Source organism: Bacillus yapensis (assembly GCF_005280205.1).
Taxonomy (GTDB): domain Bacteria; phylum Bacillota; class Bacilli; order Bacillales; family Cytobacillaceae; genus Robertmurraya; species Robertmurraya yapensis.
Genome location: NZ_SUND01000006.1, coordinates 145234 through 160550, shown reverse-complemented (window position 1 = coordinate 160550; position 15317 = coordinate 145234). Strand labels below are relative to the sequence as shown.

Genomic DNA, 15317 nt, shown 5'->3' with positions numbered 1-15317 from the left:
AGTTACCCCACCATTCCCATTAAATATACAACTGAGAAGATAAATACCCATACAACGTCAATGAAGTGCCAGTATAGACTGGCTAAATAGAACTTCGGTGCATTGTAAAGACTTAATCCTCTCTTAGCATTACGTGCCATCAAGATGATAATCCATGAAAGACCAAAAACAACGTGGCCCCCGTGGAAGCCAACTAATGTATAGAAGGCAGAACCGAATGCACTACTTGTAAATGTATGGTGATATTCATGTACATAATGATTGAACTCATAAATTTCACAGCCTAAGAATCCAAGTCCAAGTAAAACAGTGATCCCTAACCATAGCTGCATTTTCTTAAATTCAAAGTTTTTCATATGGTACATTGCATAAACACTTGTTAATGAACTAGTTAGTAGCAACATCGTCATCAAGAAAGCTAATGGAATTTCAAACAGATCCTCTGCTAATGCATGTTCTTGACTTGGTACCTTATCTTTTAAAGCAAGATAAGTGGCAAATAGGGAGGCGAATAAAACAGTCTCTCCTCCAAGGAATAGCCAAAATCCAAGGAATTTATTTTTTCCTTCAAGGGTTTGCTTTTCAGGCGCAGCAGGCCATTTTTCAAGCGTCATTTTTTCTTCAGCGTGCATTATGCCTTAACCCCCTTATCATTATCATCAGTTAATTCTTCCTTATGGATGTGGAATCCATGATCATCCTTGACAGAGCGGAAGAACATGGAACCAAATGTAATCGCCATACCAAGAATTAATACTGGTAAGCCCCATGCATAATCTAAACGGTACATTGCACCAAATGCTGCAACAAACAGTCCGAACGAAATCACAAATGGGATAAAGGAATTATTCGGCATATGAATATCTCCTAATGGTTCAGCAGGAGTCATGCCCTTTTTCCCTTCCATTTTTTCAATCCAAAGTGGGTCTAAGCCACGAACTAAAGGCAATTGCTTAAAGTTATAGAATGGTGGTGGAGATGGGATAGACCACTCAAGGGTTCTTCCATCGCCCCATGGATCGTTGCCAACCTTTTCATTTTTAACACTAGTTATGATTACGTTGATAAGTAATATAATGACTGATGCCGCCATAAAGAAGGCGCCAATCGTACTTACTAGGTTCGCCGTTTCGAAGCCTTGACCTTCAAGGAACGTAAAGACACGTCTAGGCATTCCCCATAATCCTAAGAAGTGCTGGATAAAGAACGTTAAATGGAATCCAATAAAGAATAACCAGAACGTAATTTTACCTAAAACTTCATTTAACATTGTTCCGAACATTTTTGGCCAATAGAATTGTGTTCCTGCTAGGACAGCGAAAACTACCCCACCCACAATTACATAGTGGAAATGCGCAACAACGAAATAAGTATCATGGTACTGGTAATCAGCTGCGGCTGTCGCAAGCATAACCCCTGTTACCCCACCAAGTAGGAATGAAGGAATAAATGCTACAGCATAATGCATTGGAGTTGTAAACTTAATGCTTCCTCCCCACATTGTAAACAACCAGTTAAAGATTTTAATACCTGTTGGAACCGCAATAGCCATCGTTGCTACAGCAAAAATTGCGTTCGCAATTGGACCAAGACCAACTGTGAACATATGGTGAGCCCATACCATGAAGCCTAAGAAACCGATTAATACTGTTGCAAAGACCATTGAAGAATACCCGAATAGTCTTTTTCTAGAGAACACTGGAATAATCTCTGAGAATATACCAAATGCTGGCAAAATCAAGATATAAACCTCTGGGTGTCCGAAAATCCAGAATAGATGCTCCCAAATAACTGTGTTACCACCAGCTGCAGTAACAAAGAAGTTTGAGCCAAATAATCGGTCAAACATTAACAAGAAGATACCAACTGTTAATGCTGGAAATGCAAATAAAATTAGCGCTGATGCGACAAATGTTGTCCAAGTGAACAACGGCATGCGCATATAAGTCATTCCTGGAGCGCGCATATTAATGATTGTTACAAGGAAGTTAATTCCCCCCATTAATGTACCAGCACCCGATATCTGTAGTCCTAATAAATAGAAATCAATACCGTGACCTTCCGATGCTAATGATAACGATGCATAAGAAGTCCAACCAGCATCTGGTGCTCCGCCAAGGAACCAAGAAAGATTTAGGAAAATTCCCCCGAAGAAGAATAACCAAAAACCAAGTGCGTTTACAAACGGGAACGCAACGTCACGTGCTCCAATTTGCAAAGGCATAACGGCATTCATGAAACCAAATAATAGTGGCATCGCTGCCAAGAAAATCATTGTAGTACCATGCATTGTTAAGATTTCATTATATAAGCCAGCGCTAACGAAATCGTTATTTGGAACTGCTAGCTGGATTCGGATAAACATCGCTTCGAGACCGCCAACTAAGAAAAAGAAACCACCTGCAATCATGTATAGAATGGCAATTTTCTTATGGTCAACTGTTGTTAAATAGTCCCAAACTGTTGCGCCGAACCCCTTTTTCTGAGCGTTCGTACTCACAATTTTACCTCCCTTTGAAAACTAATCCCCAATTAATAGAATTAATTTTATGATGATTCAATGATGTTATTTTTGTACCTTTAATCCGGATAAATAAGCTGCTAATGCATCAATCTGTTCTGGTGTTAAGTCACCATAAGTATCTGTCATTTTGTTCGCAGGCTTTACTGTTTCAGGATCAGTTAACCATTTTTTAATGTTATCTTCGTTGTTTTCTAAAATACCAGCAACATAAGCTCTGTCACCAAAGTTTGTTAAGTTTGGTGCTTGACGAGCCGCTTCTGGAGTCGTATTTGCTGGTGTTACAGCGTGACATCCAATACAGCTGTTGTTGAAAATTTCTTGTCCTTCTTGCGCTTTTGCAGTATCTGCTTGTACAGGCTCTTCAATGCCTTGCATTGTTGCTACCCATTGGTCAAAATCATCACTTGGAAGTGCTCTAACTTTAAAATCCATCAAAGCATGTGAAGGACCACATAGCTCCGCACACTTACCATAGAATAATTCACCAGCTGCTTCAGCACCTTTAGAATCAAATTCTAACCAGAACTTATTGATATTATCTGTGTTCGTATCCATCTTTCCACCAACTGCAGGAATCCAGAAGGAATGCTTCACATCAGAAGACTTTAAATTGAAATAAACCTTTTGATCAGTTGGAACAACAAGCTCTTGGCTCGTTACTATTTTTTCATTCGGATACTCAAATTCCCACCAATATAAATTAGCGCGAACATTAATAACAAGAGCTTCCGGATTACCTTCTTCATCCTTCTTATCCATTGCTGACACATCTGCAAGCTTAAAAGTTTCTAATACAGTTGGAACAGCAAGAACTAGAAGCAATAGAATTGGAATAACAGTCCAGATAATCTCTAATTTATGACTGCCTTCTACTTGTTTCGGAATACTATCATCCTTACGTTTGAAGCGGAAAAGTACAATTAGGAAAATAATCGTTACAATGATGAGAACTCCGACCATAATGACTGTACTTAAAACCATTAGATCAAACTGACTTTTCGCTACCTCCCCAGCAGGCTGGAGGGTAGATAAGTAAGGTTTGCCACAACCGGAAAGAATGAGCGCCATCAAGGTTAATAGTAAAAACAGACGCCATTTCGCTAGCTTTTTCATAGCTTAAACATACCCCTCTTTCATGTGAAAAATATTAGAATTCAGATGAGAAAACTTCATAAAGTGTATTGCTGAAAAACGAGGTTTTAATTGATATTTGTAAATGATTTCTGTAAATTACTTTTTTCGTTTTTCTTTTAAAGGCTACTTTATGAAATTAACCCTCATTTAAAAATTTATAGATAAATCCCCTTTACCGCATTAACCGTAAAGAAAAATTTTCCCAGAATTGAATATGTAATCTTTAAATAATCGTGACGATAACCATAGCTACAAACATGATTGTCATATATTGTAGTGAGTATACAAACATCGTTTTAGCCCACTTGATATCATCTTTTTTACGATATCCATACAAGCCCAGAATGAGCCAGCCTATATTTAATATGGTTGCTAGTATCAAGAAAGGTATACCTAACGAAAGCAACAAAAATGGTATTGGGATTAGTACCGCAATCCATACAAGTATATGTTTCTTCGTCGTATCAAATCCTTTAACGACCGGTAACATCGGTACACCCGCTGCTCTATATTCCTCCACCCTTCTCATCGCAAGCGCGTAAAAATGAGGAGGTTGCCACGCAAACATAATAAGGAATAAACTCCAAGCAATAATATCAAGGTTCGGGTCAATCGCAGCCCATCCAATTAGTGGTGGGACCGCACCTGAGATACTTCCGACTAAGGTATTTGAAACATACTTTCTTTTTGTCCACATTGTATAAAGAACGACATAACTGAAAATACCAATGATTCCAATCAATGTCGCTGAAAACGTTGTCAGTAATAGAAATATTGTTCCAATAACGACAAGTCCTAATCCAAAAATTAGCGCTTTCGTGGAGTTTACAGAACCAGTAACCGTTGGTCGTTTTTTCGTTCTCTCCATTAACGGATCAATATCTCGATCATAAACATTATTGATGGCACATGAACCTGCAATAATAAAGGAAGAACCAATCAAAGTATAAAAAACAATATCAAGATTGGTGAGAAAACCTGCATTCGTAAAATGGATTGCCAGCCACAAACCAGTAAAAGTTGTAATCATATTAGAATTGACGATTCCAATCTTAATTAATGCTAAGAAATCCTTCCATACACTCGTTTTCTGTTTTATAGCTTCGAGGCTCTCTTCATCACTATCTACGGATGATTCACCCAAAGCCCGCATATTACTCATTATTCTTCCTCCCTAATTACAAATACACCATATGTATACACAACCATGAACGATATAATGACCTACACTGCTATATTTGTATTTAAAAACGAGGTAAGCCAATTCAAACTTTTTAAGGATAACTTTTTCACTATCTACATAGTGTTAATGTTGCTAATTATTCATGTTTTGTTAAGGTTTTCCTATAATTTATTAAACCATATTTTTACTTGTTCTGTGAACATTTTTTGAATTTTTTTTGACTAAAATGTGAACATCGGGTCTTTTCGCTCATTCTTACTGTTATTTTCTTACAATAACAAAAAAACAATCAAAATTCCCGCCCCTTCTATCTCCTACAGGAAAAAGAAAAAGCCTAACTTCTTAGCAGCTTTTTCCTCTTTTTTGCAGTACATTTAAGTCATTTGAAAGCGAATTACCCTTCTATATTTCTAGCAAACTCTCATCTATTTTGCAACCTTTTTACTATAATCACATTGTTTATTTTAATAATCATTGTAAAACATTGAAATTTTGTGTACTATCAAAAAAGTGACTCTAAAATAGATTAATTTCTGTTATTTTCCTAAAAATTTGATATATTGTTTACATGTAGTTAGTACAAAAGATCACATTCATAGTTTTTATAAGAGGTGTATAACTTTGACGAGGTCACTTAAATGGTTTGCCGTCTTAACAACAATCGGGATGTTGTTCATCTTGATTGGCGGAGCTCTTGTGACGAAAACCGAGTCCGGAATGGGCTGCGGTCGTTCTTGGCCACTGTGTAACGGAGAACTCATTCCCACAAATATTACCTTTGAGCTTGTCATCGAGCTTGCTCATCGTGTTGTTTCTGGTACTGTAGGATTTATGGTACTGATTTTATCCTTTTGGGCATGGAAATCGATAGGACATATACGCGAAACAAAATTTCTAGCGTTATTGTCATTTTCATTTTTAGTTCTACAAGGACTAATTGGCGCAGCAGCAGTTCTTTGGGGACAATCGGACTTTGTGCTTGCTGTTCACTTTGGAATTTCACTCATTTCGTTTGCGGCAGTATTGCTTTTAACCTTACTTATCTTTGAAGTTGATAAAAAGTTTGAAGCAGAAAAGCTTGTGATAGATGGAAGAATGCGTAAGCATATCATCGGGGTCACCATTTATAGCTTTATTGTTGTTTATACAGGAGCATTGGTTAGACATGTCAACGCAAGTCTAGTATGTCGGGATTGGCCATTGTGTGTGAATGCAGAACCAAACATTCCTATTTCGTTTCATGAATGGGTTCAAATGGGGCATCGTTTTGCAGCAGGCATTATTTTCATTTGGATTGGCTATATTACATATTTAGCTATTGTTCATTATAAACACCAAAAGGTTGTTTATTGGGGCTGGATTGTATCCTTTATCCTTGTATCATTACAAGTAATTGCCGGGGCATTAGTTGTACTTTCCCTACAAAATCTGTACATTGCACTTGCCCATGCTTTCTTTGTTTCTTGCTTGTTTGGCGTATTAAGCTATTTCATTCTATTAACTTCAAGAAGCAGAAAGAACGAACTATTACTTCAACAATCAAAATCGGTCGGAGAACCGATTAATATCCCACCATTAACTGTCCGAACTACGGACTAAAAAAGGTTGCAGCAATTTGCTGCAACCTTTTTTCTATCTTGAAACCTCGATTAATAAATCTCCAGTCTGTATGGCTTCTCCGTTAGTAACGTAAATATCCTTAACAATTCCTGAAAAAGGCGCCTGTACAGTTGTTTCCATTTTCATTGCTTCCGTAATCATGAGATGGTCACCTTGTGCGACCTTTTCTCCTTTTTCCACAAGCACTTTAATAACTGTTCCTGGCATTGACGCACCAATTTGTTCTTCATTTTTTGGATTAGCCTTCACTTTCGCAGCAACAGTTGCCTTAATACTTTCATCCTTCACAACGACCTCACGCGGTTGACCGTTCAGTTCAAAATAGACAACTCGAGTGCCATCTAACTGAGGTTGCCCGACTGAAACCAATTTCACGATAAGCGTTTTTCCTGTCTCGATCTCAATCTCAATCTCTTCACCCAATCTTAAACCATATAAGAAGGTTGGTGTATCTAAGACAGAGACATCGCCAAATTTTTCAACCGTCGCAGTGTATTCTTTGAACACTTTCGGATATAAGGCATATGCAATCGTGTCAAAGCTTGTTATTGGTCTTCCGAGCTCTTTATAAAGCTCGTCACTAATCGCCTGGAAGTTGACCGGCTCAAGCAGTTCTCCAGGTCGAACTGTTATTGGTTCTTTTCCTTTTAAAATGATTTTTTGAAGTTCTTTCGGGAATCCACCAGCTGGCTGTCCTAAATAGCCCTCAAACAATTCCACAACAGAATCTGGGAAATCTAGTGAGGCTCCACGACTCAAGACATCCTCTTCCGTTAATTCATTTTGGACCATATACAAGGCCATGTCCCCTACTACTTTAGAAGATGGAGTTACTTTGACAATATCACCAAACATCTGGTTTACACGAGCATACATTTCTTTTACCTGGTCCCATTTATCCCCGAGCCCTACCGCTTTTGCTTGTTGCTGGAGATTGCTGTATTGTCCACCTGGCATTTCATGCTGGTATACTTCCGTATGCGGTGCTATCATACCACTTTCAAAATCCTGATAATATTTTCGAACATCTTCCCAGTAATGAGAAAGCTGTTCTAATGCACCAATGCTTACGTCAGGCTTACGATTTGTTCCTTCAAGAGCGTAATATAATGAATTTGCACTTGGCTGTGAAGTCAGACCTGCCATTGTACTTAAAGCTACATCAACAATATCTACTCCAGCTTCAATTGCTTTTGCATACGTATAGATTCCATTTCCACTCGTATCATGGGTATGTAAATGGATTGGAATATTAACTGTTTCCTTAAGCTCCGAGATTAATGCATAGGCAGATTGCGGTTTTAGTAATCCAGCCATATCTTTTATTGCTAAAATATGTGCCCCTTGTTGCTCTAATTCTCTCGCCAAATTTTTATAATAATTTAGATCATACTTTGTTTTTGAAGAGTCTAAAATATCCCCCGTATAACAAATCGCTGCTTCTGCAATCTTCCCCGTTTGTCTTACAGCATCAATTGCTACTTCCATCCCTTTAACCCAGTTTAAGCTATCAAAGATTCGGAATACATCAATACCTGCATCAGCTGATTTTTGAACAAACTCATGTATCACATTATCTGGATAGTTTTTGTAACCTACCGCATTAGCTGAACGTAATAACATTTGTAGCAATACATTTGGCATTAATTTACGAAGGGTAAGGAGTCTTTCCCATGGATCTTCTTTTAAGAATCGATAAGCCACATCAAATGTTGCTCCACCCCACATCTCAAAGCTAAACATCTCTGGAAGAAGCTTTGCTGTAGGTTCAGCGATATGCTGAAGATCCTTGGTTCGAACACGTGTAGCTAGAAGCGACTGGTGAGCATCACGGAATGTTGTATCTGTGAGTAGAACCTTTTCTTGCTGCTTGATCCATTCAACTAACCCGTCTGCACCTTTTTCGTCTAAAATTTGCTTTGTTCCATTTTGATAAGGTGTACCTGCCTTTAACTTTGGTTTCCTAGGTGTTTCAAAAACGGGACGCTTTTTCTTTTCGATACCAGGAAAACCATTCACTGTTACATTGGCAATATAAGTTAACATTTTTGTACCACGGTCTTTGCTTACCGGGAACAAGAACAGTTCAGGTGTTTTATCGATAAACGAAGTATTATACTCTCCTGAAACAAACTTCTTGTGCTTCACTACATTTACTAAGAAAGGAATATTTGTTTTAATCCCACGAATCCTAAATTCCTGTAGGTTTCTTATCATTTTCGAAGCTGCGTGCTCGAAAGTTAAGGCATGAGTAGAAAGTTTAACGAGTAAAGAATCGTAGTAAGGCGTAATAACAGCTCCAGCAAAGCCATTACCAGCATCTAAGCGAACACCAAAACCTCCACCAGAACGATAAGCATTAATTCTTCCAGTATCCGGCATAAAGTTATTTAACGGATCTTCCGTTGTTACACGCGATTGAATGGCATATCCATGAATCTTAATATCCTCTTGTTTCGGTATAGCCACGACTTCAGAGTGAAGAGAATGTCCTTCTGCCACTAAAATTTGCGACTGGACAATATCAATACCTGTAATCATTTCTGTAATGGTGTGCTCTACCTGAACACGTGGATTCACTTCGATAAAATAAAATTCATCATTAGCAACTAGAAACTCGACCGTACCAGCATTTAAGTAATCAACATTTTTCATGAGGCTGACAGCAGCGTCACAAATTCTTCCGCGAAGGTCTTCTGAAATCGAAACACAAGGAGCAACCTCTACTACTTTTTGATGTCTACGTTGAACAGAACAATCTCGCTCAAAAAGGTGAACAATATTGCCATGTTCATCACCAATGATTTGCACTTCAATATGTTTCGGATTTTCGATAAAACGTTCTACATATACTTCGTCATTCCCAAAGGCCGCTTTTGCCTCTGACTTAGCACGGTCATAAGCTTGCTCAACCTCTTCTAAGCTTTTGACAATTCTCATACCACGGCCGCCACCACCGAGGGAAGCTTTAATGATAATTGGGAATCCGTATTGTTTTCCAAATTCGATTACATCTTTTACATTCTCAACCGGTCCATCACTACCTGGAATCACAGGAATGTTAGCGATTTGAGCTTGCGTTCTAGCTTTTACCTTGTCCCCGAACATATCAAGATGCTTGGATTTTGGTCCAATAAAGACAATACCTTCTTTTTCACACCGCTCTGCAAAATGAATATTTTCTGATAAAAATCCATATCCAGGGTGAATTGCATCCACATCGGAGGCTTTTGCGATTTCAATGATTCCATCAATATCTAAATAGGCATCAATAGGTTTTTTTCCTTCTCCAATTAAATAAGCCTCGTCCGCCTTATAGCGATGAAATGAACCGGAATCCTCTTTTGAATATATTGCTACTGTACGAATGTTTAATTCTGTACACGCTCGGAATACACGAATGGCGATCTCTCCCCTATTCGCAACTAAGACCTTTTGAATCTTTCTTGTCAATGGACACACCTCGTCTTCTCTGATATTTTCCATACCTGTAGCATTCTTAAATTTAGCGATTTAAAGTATCATAGCATAAAATCGCATTGAAAAAATTGATAATTTGAACAATGCGAAAAATAAATAATTTTTGTTATTTTATTTTACAATAATTTTTCAGAGAATAAAGAGTTTTCAGGCTCTAAAACTATTTCTAGTTTTATTTGTAACAACCTTCAGTCCCTCTTTTTCATTTGATTTGTACTTTTTCTCATAGTTCACAAACATCGAGACATTTACAAGAATCCCCATCGCGATAGACAATTGCAATAACGAAGAACCTCCATAACTAACGAACGGTAGTGGGATACCCATCAAAGGAAAAATACCCGAAATACCTGCAAGATTGATGAACGTCTGGATTCCAATCATGCCGGATATACCAATAGCTAGTAAACTACCAAAAGGATCCTTCCCTTTTAAGCCAATAAAGATTCCTTTTAAGACAATGAATCCTAAAGAAAGAATAACAAACGCGACACCAAACACACCCAGTTCCTCTGCAATAATGGCCATAATGAAGTCAGTGTGTGGTTCAGGCAAATACCCTAGTTTTTGTACACTTTGTCCAAGTCCTAAACCATTAATGCCTCCACTTCCAATCGCATAGTAAGAGTTGATAAGGTGATAGCCTCCATCCTCTGCAACACCATCTGCAAATGGATTCGTAAGAACAGAAAATCTTTCTAAACGCTCCATTGAAAAAATTTCATCTTTTAAAATAAAGACAAATGGGCTAAATAGTATCAGTCCTAAAAGAGCTAATTTAATAATGGTTTTGAAATTCATTCCCGATGAAACAATAATCATGCCTGCAATCATGACAATAATTGCCGTAGTCCCGAAATCTGGTTGCAAGGCAACTAAAGCACAGACCATCACGATAAAAGCTAGAGGTGGTAATACCCCTTGGTTAAACTGATTTATGTATGGTTGTTTTTTTGCATATACAGCTGATAAATAAACAATGACAGCTACTTTTACGAATTCAGAAGGCTGCAAGCGAAGCGGTCCAAATTCATACCAACTCTGTGCATTTCCAGCAACCGTACCAAACTTAAATATCCCTAGCAGTGAAATTAATGATAATAACACAATCGTTCCTAGTACCTTATTATTTAGATAGAGCTTGTATGGGACTAGTGCAAAAAATATAAATACCAATGCTCCAGCGAGCAAAAAAATCTTTTGCCTTACAAAAAAATGATCACTCTCGAAACCATATCTTTGAATTGCCGTCACCATGCTCGCGCTGTATACCATGACTAGTCCAAATATTGCCAGTAGGACAACTACTATTATGAGTGAGTAATCGTATGATTTAAGGATTTTTTTTAACATACTTTATCTTCCTTATCCGTATTATCAATTTTTCTACTACAAGGAGAGTCCCTAATTTTTGAAAGGACCGATCTTGATAGAACCGTAAAATAGACTCGATGAAAACAGCCTTATGTAAAAAAACTCAAACGATCTTTCATTGACGTTTGAGTTTTTTATTTATTATTTTTTTTGTGATGCTTCATGCAGAGCAGAAAGTTCTCTTTCCAATTCAGCCAAAATAGCTTTTCCCTCTTTATCCTCAATTAATCCGAGGCGAACAGCAAAATCTATCTCACGAGATAACCCAAACATTTGCGTGTCCAAAACCTCTTCATACAAAGGACATTGTGGCATTGTTAAGTTATCCATCTGCACCTTAATAAGCTTCAATATTTTATCAGCGTCAGCCTTTAACAAGGCATTGGCTTTTTCTTGATGATCTACTATCATTTCAGACGCCAACCTTGATCCCCCCGTTTCCGAGCGATTATCCTATCTATAAATTTTAACTGTAAAAGATGAAAAATGCAAGAACAATAGGGTCTATCGCTTCTATTTTCCCAAAAAATCTTAAAAAGTCTGAAGATATGACAATTTGCAATATTATCGTTATACTTAATCTAAAGATAAATAGGAGGCTACCATGGAATCAATCATACTTATATCTGGCAAAGTAAAATATAGCATAACATTAGATCCTAGTGTATGGATTTTTGATGACAGAAAGCAAGAGTTGCATTCATTTTTTCATGACGAAAAAGAAGAAATAGATACTCTAGAAGAATATACAAAGGAAGTTTCCAAGCATTGGGACCGCGAAATTATTGAGGGGGCCATCGTTCCACCAACCTTGAAGACCGAAAAGAAATTTATAAAAGAAGAATTAATAACTGGCACATTCTGTATTCCTTTTAAACCGTTCTTAAAAAATGCTGAAGTCCACGAAGATGCTCGCTATCTGATTATTGTCTCAAATGATGGTGAAGTAAAACTTCCATTAGAAATTGCTGAGGAAATGGTTTTAGGATTCTCTAAAGATGGAAAACCACTGAGAGAAGATGGTCCAGTCCATTGCTATTATCGAGATGGCTCGAATTTTAATAATCCAATTAAACACGTGAAAGAATTTCGAATAGAATAAAAACTTCCACCTTGTGATGGAAGTTTTTTTGTTTCCTACAATAAATCTGCTGCGAGCTGCGCAAGACCCGAACGTTCACCTTTAAATAACTTTACATGACCAGAAATCGTTTCATTCTTAAACTTTTCCACAACGTATGTAAGGCCGTTGTTATAGGCATCTAAATATGGATGATCGATTTGTTCTGGGTCACCCATTAAGACAATTTTGCTTCTCTCCCCTACCCGTGTCAAAATTGTTTTTACTTCATGCTTTGTCAGATTTTGCGCCTCATCAATGATAATGAATTGGTCAGGTATACTTCTTCCTCGAATATAAGTTAAGGCTTCCACTTCGATTGATCCCATCCCAGCTAGAATTGCGTCTAACTCACCAGGCTTTTTTACGTTAAACAAATACTCTAAGTTATCATATATAGGCTGCATCCACGGTCGAAGTTTCTCCTGCTTTTCCCCAGGTAAGAAACCAATATCTTTCCCTACTGGTACAATCGGCCTTGCAACTAGTAATTTCTTATAATCTCCATAATCCTCTGTTTGCATAAGCCCTGAGGCTAATGCCAATAACGTTTTTCCTGTTCCAGCTTTACCAATTAACGTAACTAGCGAAATATCCTTTCTAAGTAGCAACTCAATCGCCATGGTTTGGTGTACATTTCGAGAGCGTATGCCCCATATATGATCATGGTCGAATACAAGCTTTCGAATTATTTTTCCCGTTTGGTCAACCATTCCAATTGCAGAAGACGAAGAGCCCAATGTATCCTTCATGATTAAGAATTGATTTGGGTAAAGTGTCATATTAGGAAATTCAGAAGCTGGAATCTCCTTTTTTTCATAAAAAGTATTCAGTAACGTAATATCAACAAATTGCTCAAGCACTCCTGTATAAATATGATCATTTTCAACTACCCGATCACTTAAAAAGTCCTCAGAATAAAGACCAATCGCGTCTGCCTTTACTCTAACTAATGTATCCTTACTAACTAAAATGACCCTTCTTCCCTCCAACTTCGTTTCTTCTTCGAGGGATAAGTTTTTAGCAACGGCCAGAATGCGATTATCATTTGTCTTTTCCACAAAAATATCCTGTAATTGGTGGAACGAACGATGATTCAATTCAATTCGTAAAGCACCGCCATTTTCAAGAGGAATTTTCTCATGCAGTTTCCCGTTTTGTCTTAAGCCATCAATGAGTCTGGATACTTGTCTCGCGTTTCTGCCGATCTCATCCATATTACGCTTTTTGGAGTCGACTTCTTCGAGTACTACTGCAGGAATCACTACTTCATTGTCTTCAAATGAAAAGATGGAGTATGGGTCCTGTAACAAGACATTCGTATCTAACACATATATTTTTGTCATCCATTGCCTCCTGCTCCTCTTAGGTCTTTGTTTGTAGGTTTATCCCAATGGAAAGGTAGAGCTTTTGTAAAATATATGTTTTTTCGAATAAAGATAGAAGAAGTTTTACACAATAAACATAATGAATCATATCAGATTTTCCCCGGATTACGATTTCGATCAGTAACTTTTGGAGGTGTATTTACCATATGAAGAAAGGGATCATTTTCATTTTACTATTAGCACTTATTGCTGGGTGTGGAGCGAATAATAACAACGCCCACGAAGGAAACAATAACCAGGATAATAAACCTTTAAACGTCAAAAATACAACGATTCAAAATGTCGGCCGTCAAACTGGACAAGAAATATCAGAACATCTTGTTGATTTAGCGACCAGCATTCCGAATGTCAATGATGCTACTGCTGTCGTTCTAGGAAGATATGCCATTGTAGGCATTGATGTAAAAGAAAACATTGAGCGTTCTGAAGTCGGCGCCATTAAATATTCTGTAGCTGAAAGTCTCAAACACGACCCTCACGGTGCGCGTGCTGTAGTCGTGGCAGACCCAGATATGACAGCTCGTATTCGTGAAATAGGAGATGATATTCGTAATGGCGAGCCCATCCAAGGAATTATTAATGAGCTTGCAGATATTTCTGGTCGATTGATGCCTGAGGTGCCCGCTGATATTATCGATCCTGATGCGAAGAAGAACCAAGTAGATGAACAGAAAGAAAAGCTCAACAACTCTGAAACGAAGCAAATTGAAAAGGAACAAAATGACCAGTCCAATCATCATATGGATTAGTTAGTCCACAATTCTAATTTAATAACAAAAGGAGCTTAGCCTTAAAATGGTTAAGCTTCTTCTATTTTTTCAAAAATATGTAAATGGTCTAATTCAAGCTAGGACAAATCCGAATTGAATGTTATACTAAAAAACAAGCTAGTTATTCATGAAGAGGTGTTATCATGAGAGTAAAATGTGTCATTTGCGATCAAATTCAATCCATTGAAGATGATTCATTTCAGGCGAAGAGACTTAGAAACCGCCCTATCCATACATTTATGTGCAAACCATGCGAAGAACGCATTACAGAGAAAACAAACCAACGAATTGCAACTGGAAATTTTAAGCTTTATCGTTCAAAAAGCGAAGACGATGAATGGTAATTAGAAAAGCGGAATGCACCCGCCTATCGATTCGAACTAAAACAAAAAATCCGCTCCCTAAAAAGGTGAGCGGATTTTTCCATTTATATCGGGTAATTACGATACCGTTCCGGCTGCTGATTGATTTGATTAAGCATCACTTCGATCAGTTCCCGGGGAAATCTTTGTTTTTTTCTTTCACCCTCATGATCGAAGTGAACATAGTACATCTCGTCATCCTTCGTGACTTCAATGTTTGTAAGGGAATGGTCATCCTTCAACATGTCATAAAACGTTTTTTCAGTCTCAACTGCAGCCGTGTCATCGGGACGTTCATCGATAACGACTTTAATCGTTAACCAATTATAAAGCGCATCTTGTAATGAATTCATAAAGTTTCC

At 37.7% G+C, this 15317-nt stretch carries 13 protein-coding genes; 4 read left to right on the top strand and 9 right to left on the bottom strand.

Annotated features, from left to right (window positions below; all coding sequences use genetic code 11):
• Positions 1 to 2: 2 nt before the first annotated feature.
• The 4 genes from FAR12_RS09645 to cyoE all read right to left on the bottom strand — a co-directional run bounded on the left by FAR12_RS09645 (position 3) and on the right by cyoE (position 4820).
• Positions 3 to 632 carry a cytochrome (ubi)quinol oxidase subunit III gene (locus FAR12_RS09645; RefSeq protein WP_126408487.1) on the bottom strand — a complete coding sequence of 210 codons (630 nt, stop codon included), beginning with the start codon at positions 630 to 632 and terminating at the stop codon, positions 3 to 5.
• On the bottom strand, positions 632 to 2500 hold the full coding sequence (gene ctaD / locus FAR12_RS09640; protein ID WP_126408486.1) for a cytochrome c oxidase subunit I: 1869 nt from the start codon (positions 2498 to 2500) through the stop codon (positions 632 to 634). The genes FAR12_RS09645 and ctaD overlap by 1 nt, the downstream gene beginning before the upstream one ends.
• A 66-nt stretch (positions 2501 to 2566) precedes the next feature.
• A complete protein-coding gene (gene coxB, locus FAR12_RS09635) occupies positions 2567 to 3637 on the bottom strand; it encodes a cytochrome c oxidase subunit II (RefSeq protein ID WP_126408485.1) in 1071 nt (356 codons plus the stop codon).
• Positions 3638 to 3881: 244 nt separating this feature from the next.
• Positions 3882 to 4820, bottom strand: a complete 939-nt coding sequence (gene cyoE / locus FAR12_RS09630; protein ID WP_126408484.1) for a heme o synthase — start codon at positions 4818 to 4820, stop codon at positions 3882 to 3884.
• Positions 4821 to 5462: 642 nt separating this feature from the next.
• Here cyoE and FAR12_RS09625 point away from each other — a divergent pair.
• On the top strand, positions 5463 to 6440 hold the full coding sequence (locus tag FAR12_RS09625; RefSeq protein WP_126408483.1) for a COX15/CtaA family protein: 978 nt from the start codon (positions 5463 to 5465) through the stop codon (positions 6438 to 6440).
• Positions 6441 to 6473: 33 nt separating this feature from the next.
• On the opposite strand, the gene pyc is transcribed toward FAR12_RS09625, so the two are convergent.
• From pyc to FAR12_RS09610, 3 genes are all read right to left on the bottom strand, one after another.
• Positions 6474 to 9947, bottom strand: coding sequence for a pyruvate carboxylase (gene pyc / locus FAR12_RS09620; protein WP_126408482.1), 3474 nt, complete (start codon positions 9945 to 9947; stop codon positions 6474 to 6476).
• A 141-nt stretch (positions 9948 to 10088) separates the two neighbouring features.
• Positions 10089 to 11294: an FtsW/RodA/SpoVE family cell cycle protein gene (locus FAR12_RS09615; RefSeq protein ID WP_126408481.1), complete on the bottom strand. Its 1206-nt coding sequence runs from the start codon at positions 11292 to 11294 to the stop codon at positions 10089 to 10091.
• 162 nt (positions 11295 to 11456) lie between these two features.
• Positions 11457 to 11738, bottom strand: a complete 282-nt coding sequence (locus FAR12_RS09610) for an Fpa/YlaN family protein (RefSeq protein WP_126408480.1) — start codon at positions 11736 to 11738, stop codon at positions 11457 to 11459.
• A 181-nt stretch (positions 11739 to 11919) separates the two neighbouring features.
• Here FAR12_RS09610 and FAR12_RS09605 point away from each other — a divergent pair, with 181 nt between their 5' ends.
• Positions 11920 to 12417: a peptidyl-prolyl cis-trans isomerase gene (locus FAR12_RS09605; protein WP_126408479.1), complete on the top strand. Its 498-nt coding sequence runs from the start codon at positions 11920 to 11922 to the stop codon at positions 12415 to 12417.
• A 35-nt stretch (positions 12418 to 12452) separates the two neighbouring features.
• Here the strand turns inward: FAR12_RS09605 and FAR12_RS09600 are convergent, their stop codons facing one another.
• Positions 12453 to 13781: a PhoH family protein gene (locus FAR12_RS09600; RefSeq protein ID WP_126408478.1), complete on the bottom strand. Its 1329-nt coding sequence runs from the start codon at positions 13779 to 13781 to the stop codon at positions 12453 to 12455.
• 188 nt (positions 13782 to 13969) lie between these two features.
• Between FAR12_RS09600 and FAR12_RS09595 the strand changes: the two genes are divergently transcribed.
• Both FAR12_RS09595 and FAR12_RS09590 read left to right on the top strand, forming a co-directional pair.
• Positions 13970 to 14572, top strand: a complete 603-nt coding sequence (locus tag FAR12_RS09595) for a YhcN/YlaJ family sporulation lipoprotein (RefSeq protein WP_126408477.1) — start codon at positions 13970 to 13972, stop codon at positions 14570 to 14572.
• A 164-nt stretch (positions 14573 to 14736) separates the two neighbouring features.
• Positions 14737 to 14937 carry a YlaI family protein gene (locus FAR12_RS09590; protein WP_126408476.1) on the top strand — a complete coding sequence of 67 codons (201 nt, stop codon included), beginning with the start codon at positions 14737 to 14739 and terminating at the stop codon, positions 14935 to 14937.
• 83 nt (positions 14938 to 15020) lie between these two features.
• On the opposite strand, the gene FAR12_RS09585 is transcribed toward FAR12_RS09590, so the two are convergent.
• On the bottom strand, positions 15021 to 15308 hold the full coding sequence (locus FAR12_RS09585) for a hypothetical protein (protein WP_126408475.1): 288 nt from the start codon (positions 15306 to 15308) through the stop codon (positions 15021 to 15023).
• Positions 15309 to 15317: the final 9 nt, after the last annotated feature.

What these genes read in the sequence shown, in the direction of transcription:
- FAR12_RS09590 (WP_126408476.1), top strand. Translation starts at nt 14,737, where the DNA reads ATGAGAGTAAAATGTGTCATTTGCGATCAAATTCAATCCATTGAAGAT.
- FAR12_RS09585 (WP_126408475.1), bottom strand. Translation starts at nt 15,308, where the DNA reads ATGAATTCATTACAAGATGCGCTTTATAATTGGTTAACGATTAAAGTC.
- FAR12_RS09605 (WP_126408479.1), top strand. Translation starts at nt 11,920, where the DNA reads ATGGAATCAATCATACTTATATCTGGCAAAGTAAAATATAGCATAACA.
- coxB (WP_126408485.1), bottom strand. Translation starts at nt 3,637, where the DNA reads ATGAAAAAGCTAGCGAAATGGCGTCTGTTTTTACTATTAACCTTGATG.
- pyc (WP_126408482.1), bottom strand. Translation starts at nt 9,947, where the DNA reads ATGGAAAATATCAGAGAAGACGAGGTGTGTCCATTGACAAGAAAGATT.
- FAR12_RS09595 (WP_126408477.1), top strand. Translation starts at nt 13,970, where the DNA reads ATGAAGAAAGGGATCATTTTCATTTTACTATTAGCACTTATTGCTGGG.
- FAR12_RS09615 (WP_126408481.1), bottom strand. Translation starts at nt 11,294, where the DNA reads ATGTTAAAAAAAATCCTTAAATCATACGATTACTCACTCATAATAGTA.
- cyoE (WP_126408484.1), bottom strand. Translation starts at nt 4,820, where the DNA reads ATGAGTAATATGCGGGCTTTGGGTGAATCATCCGTAGATAGTGATGAA.
- FAR12_RS09645 (WP_126408487.1), bottom strand. Translation starts at nt 632, where the DNA reads ATGCACGCTGAAGAAAAAATGACGCTTGAAAAATGGCCTGCTGCGCCT.
- FAR12_RS09600 (WP_126408478.1), bottom strand. Translation starts at nt 13,781, where the DNA reads ATGACAAAAATATATGTGTTAGATACGAATGTCTTGTTACAGGACCCA.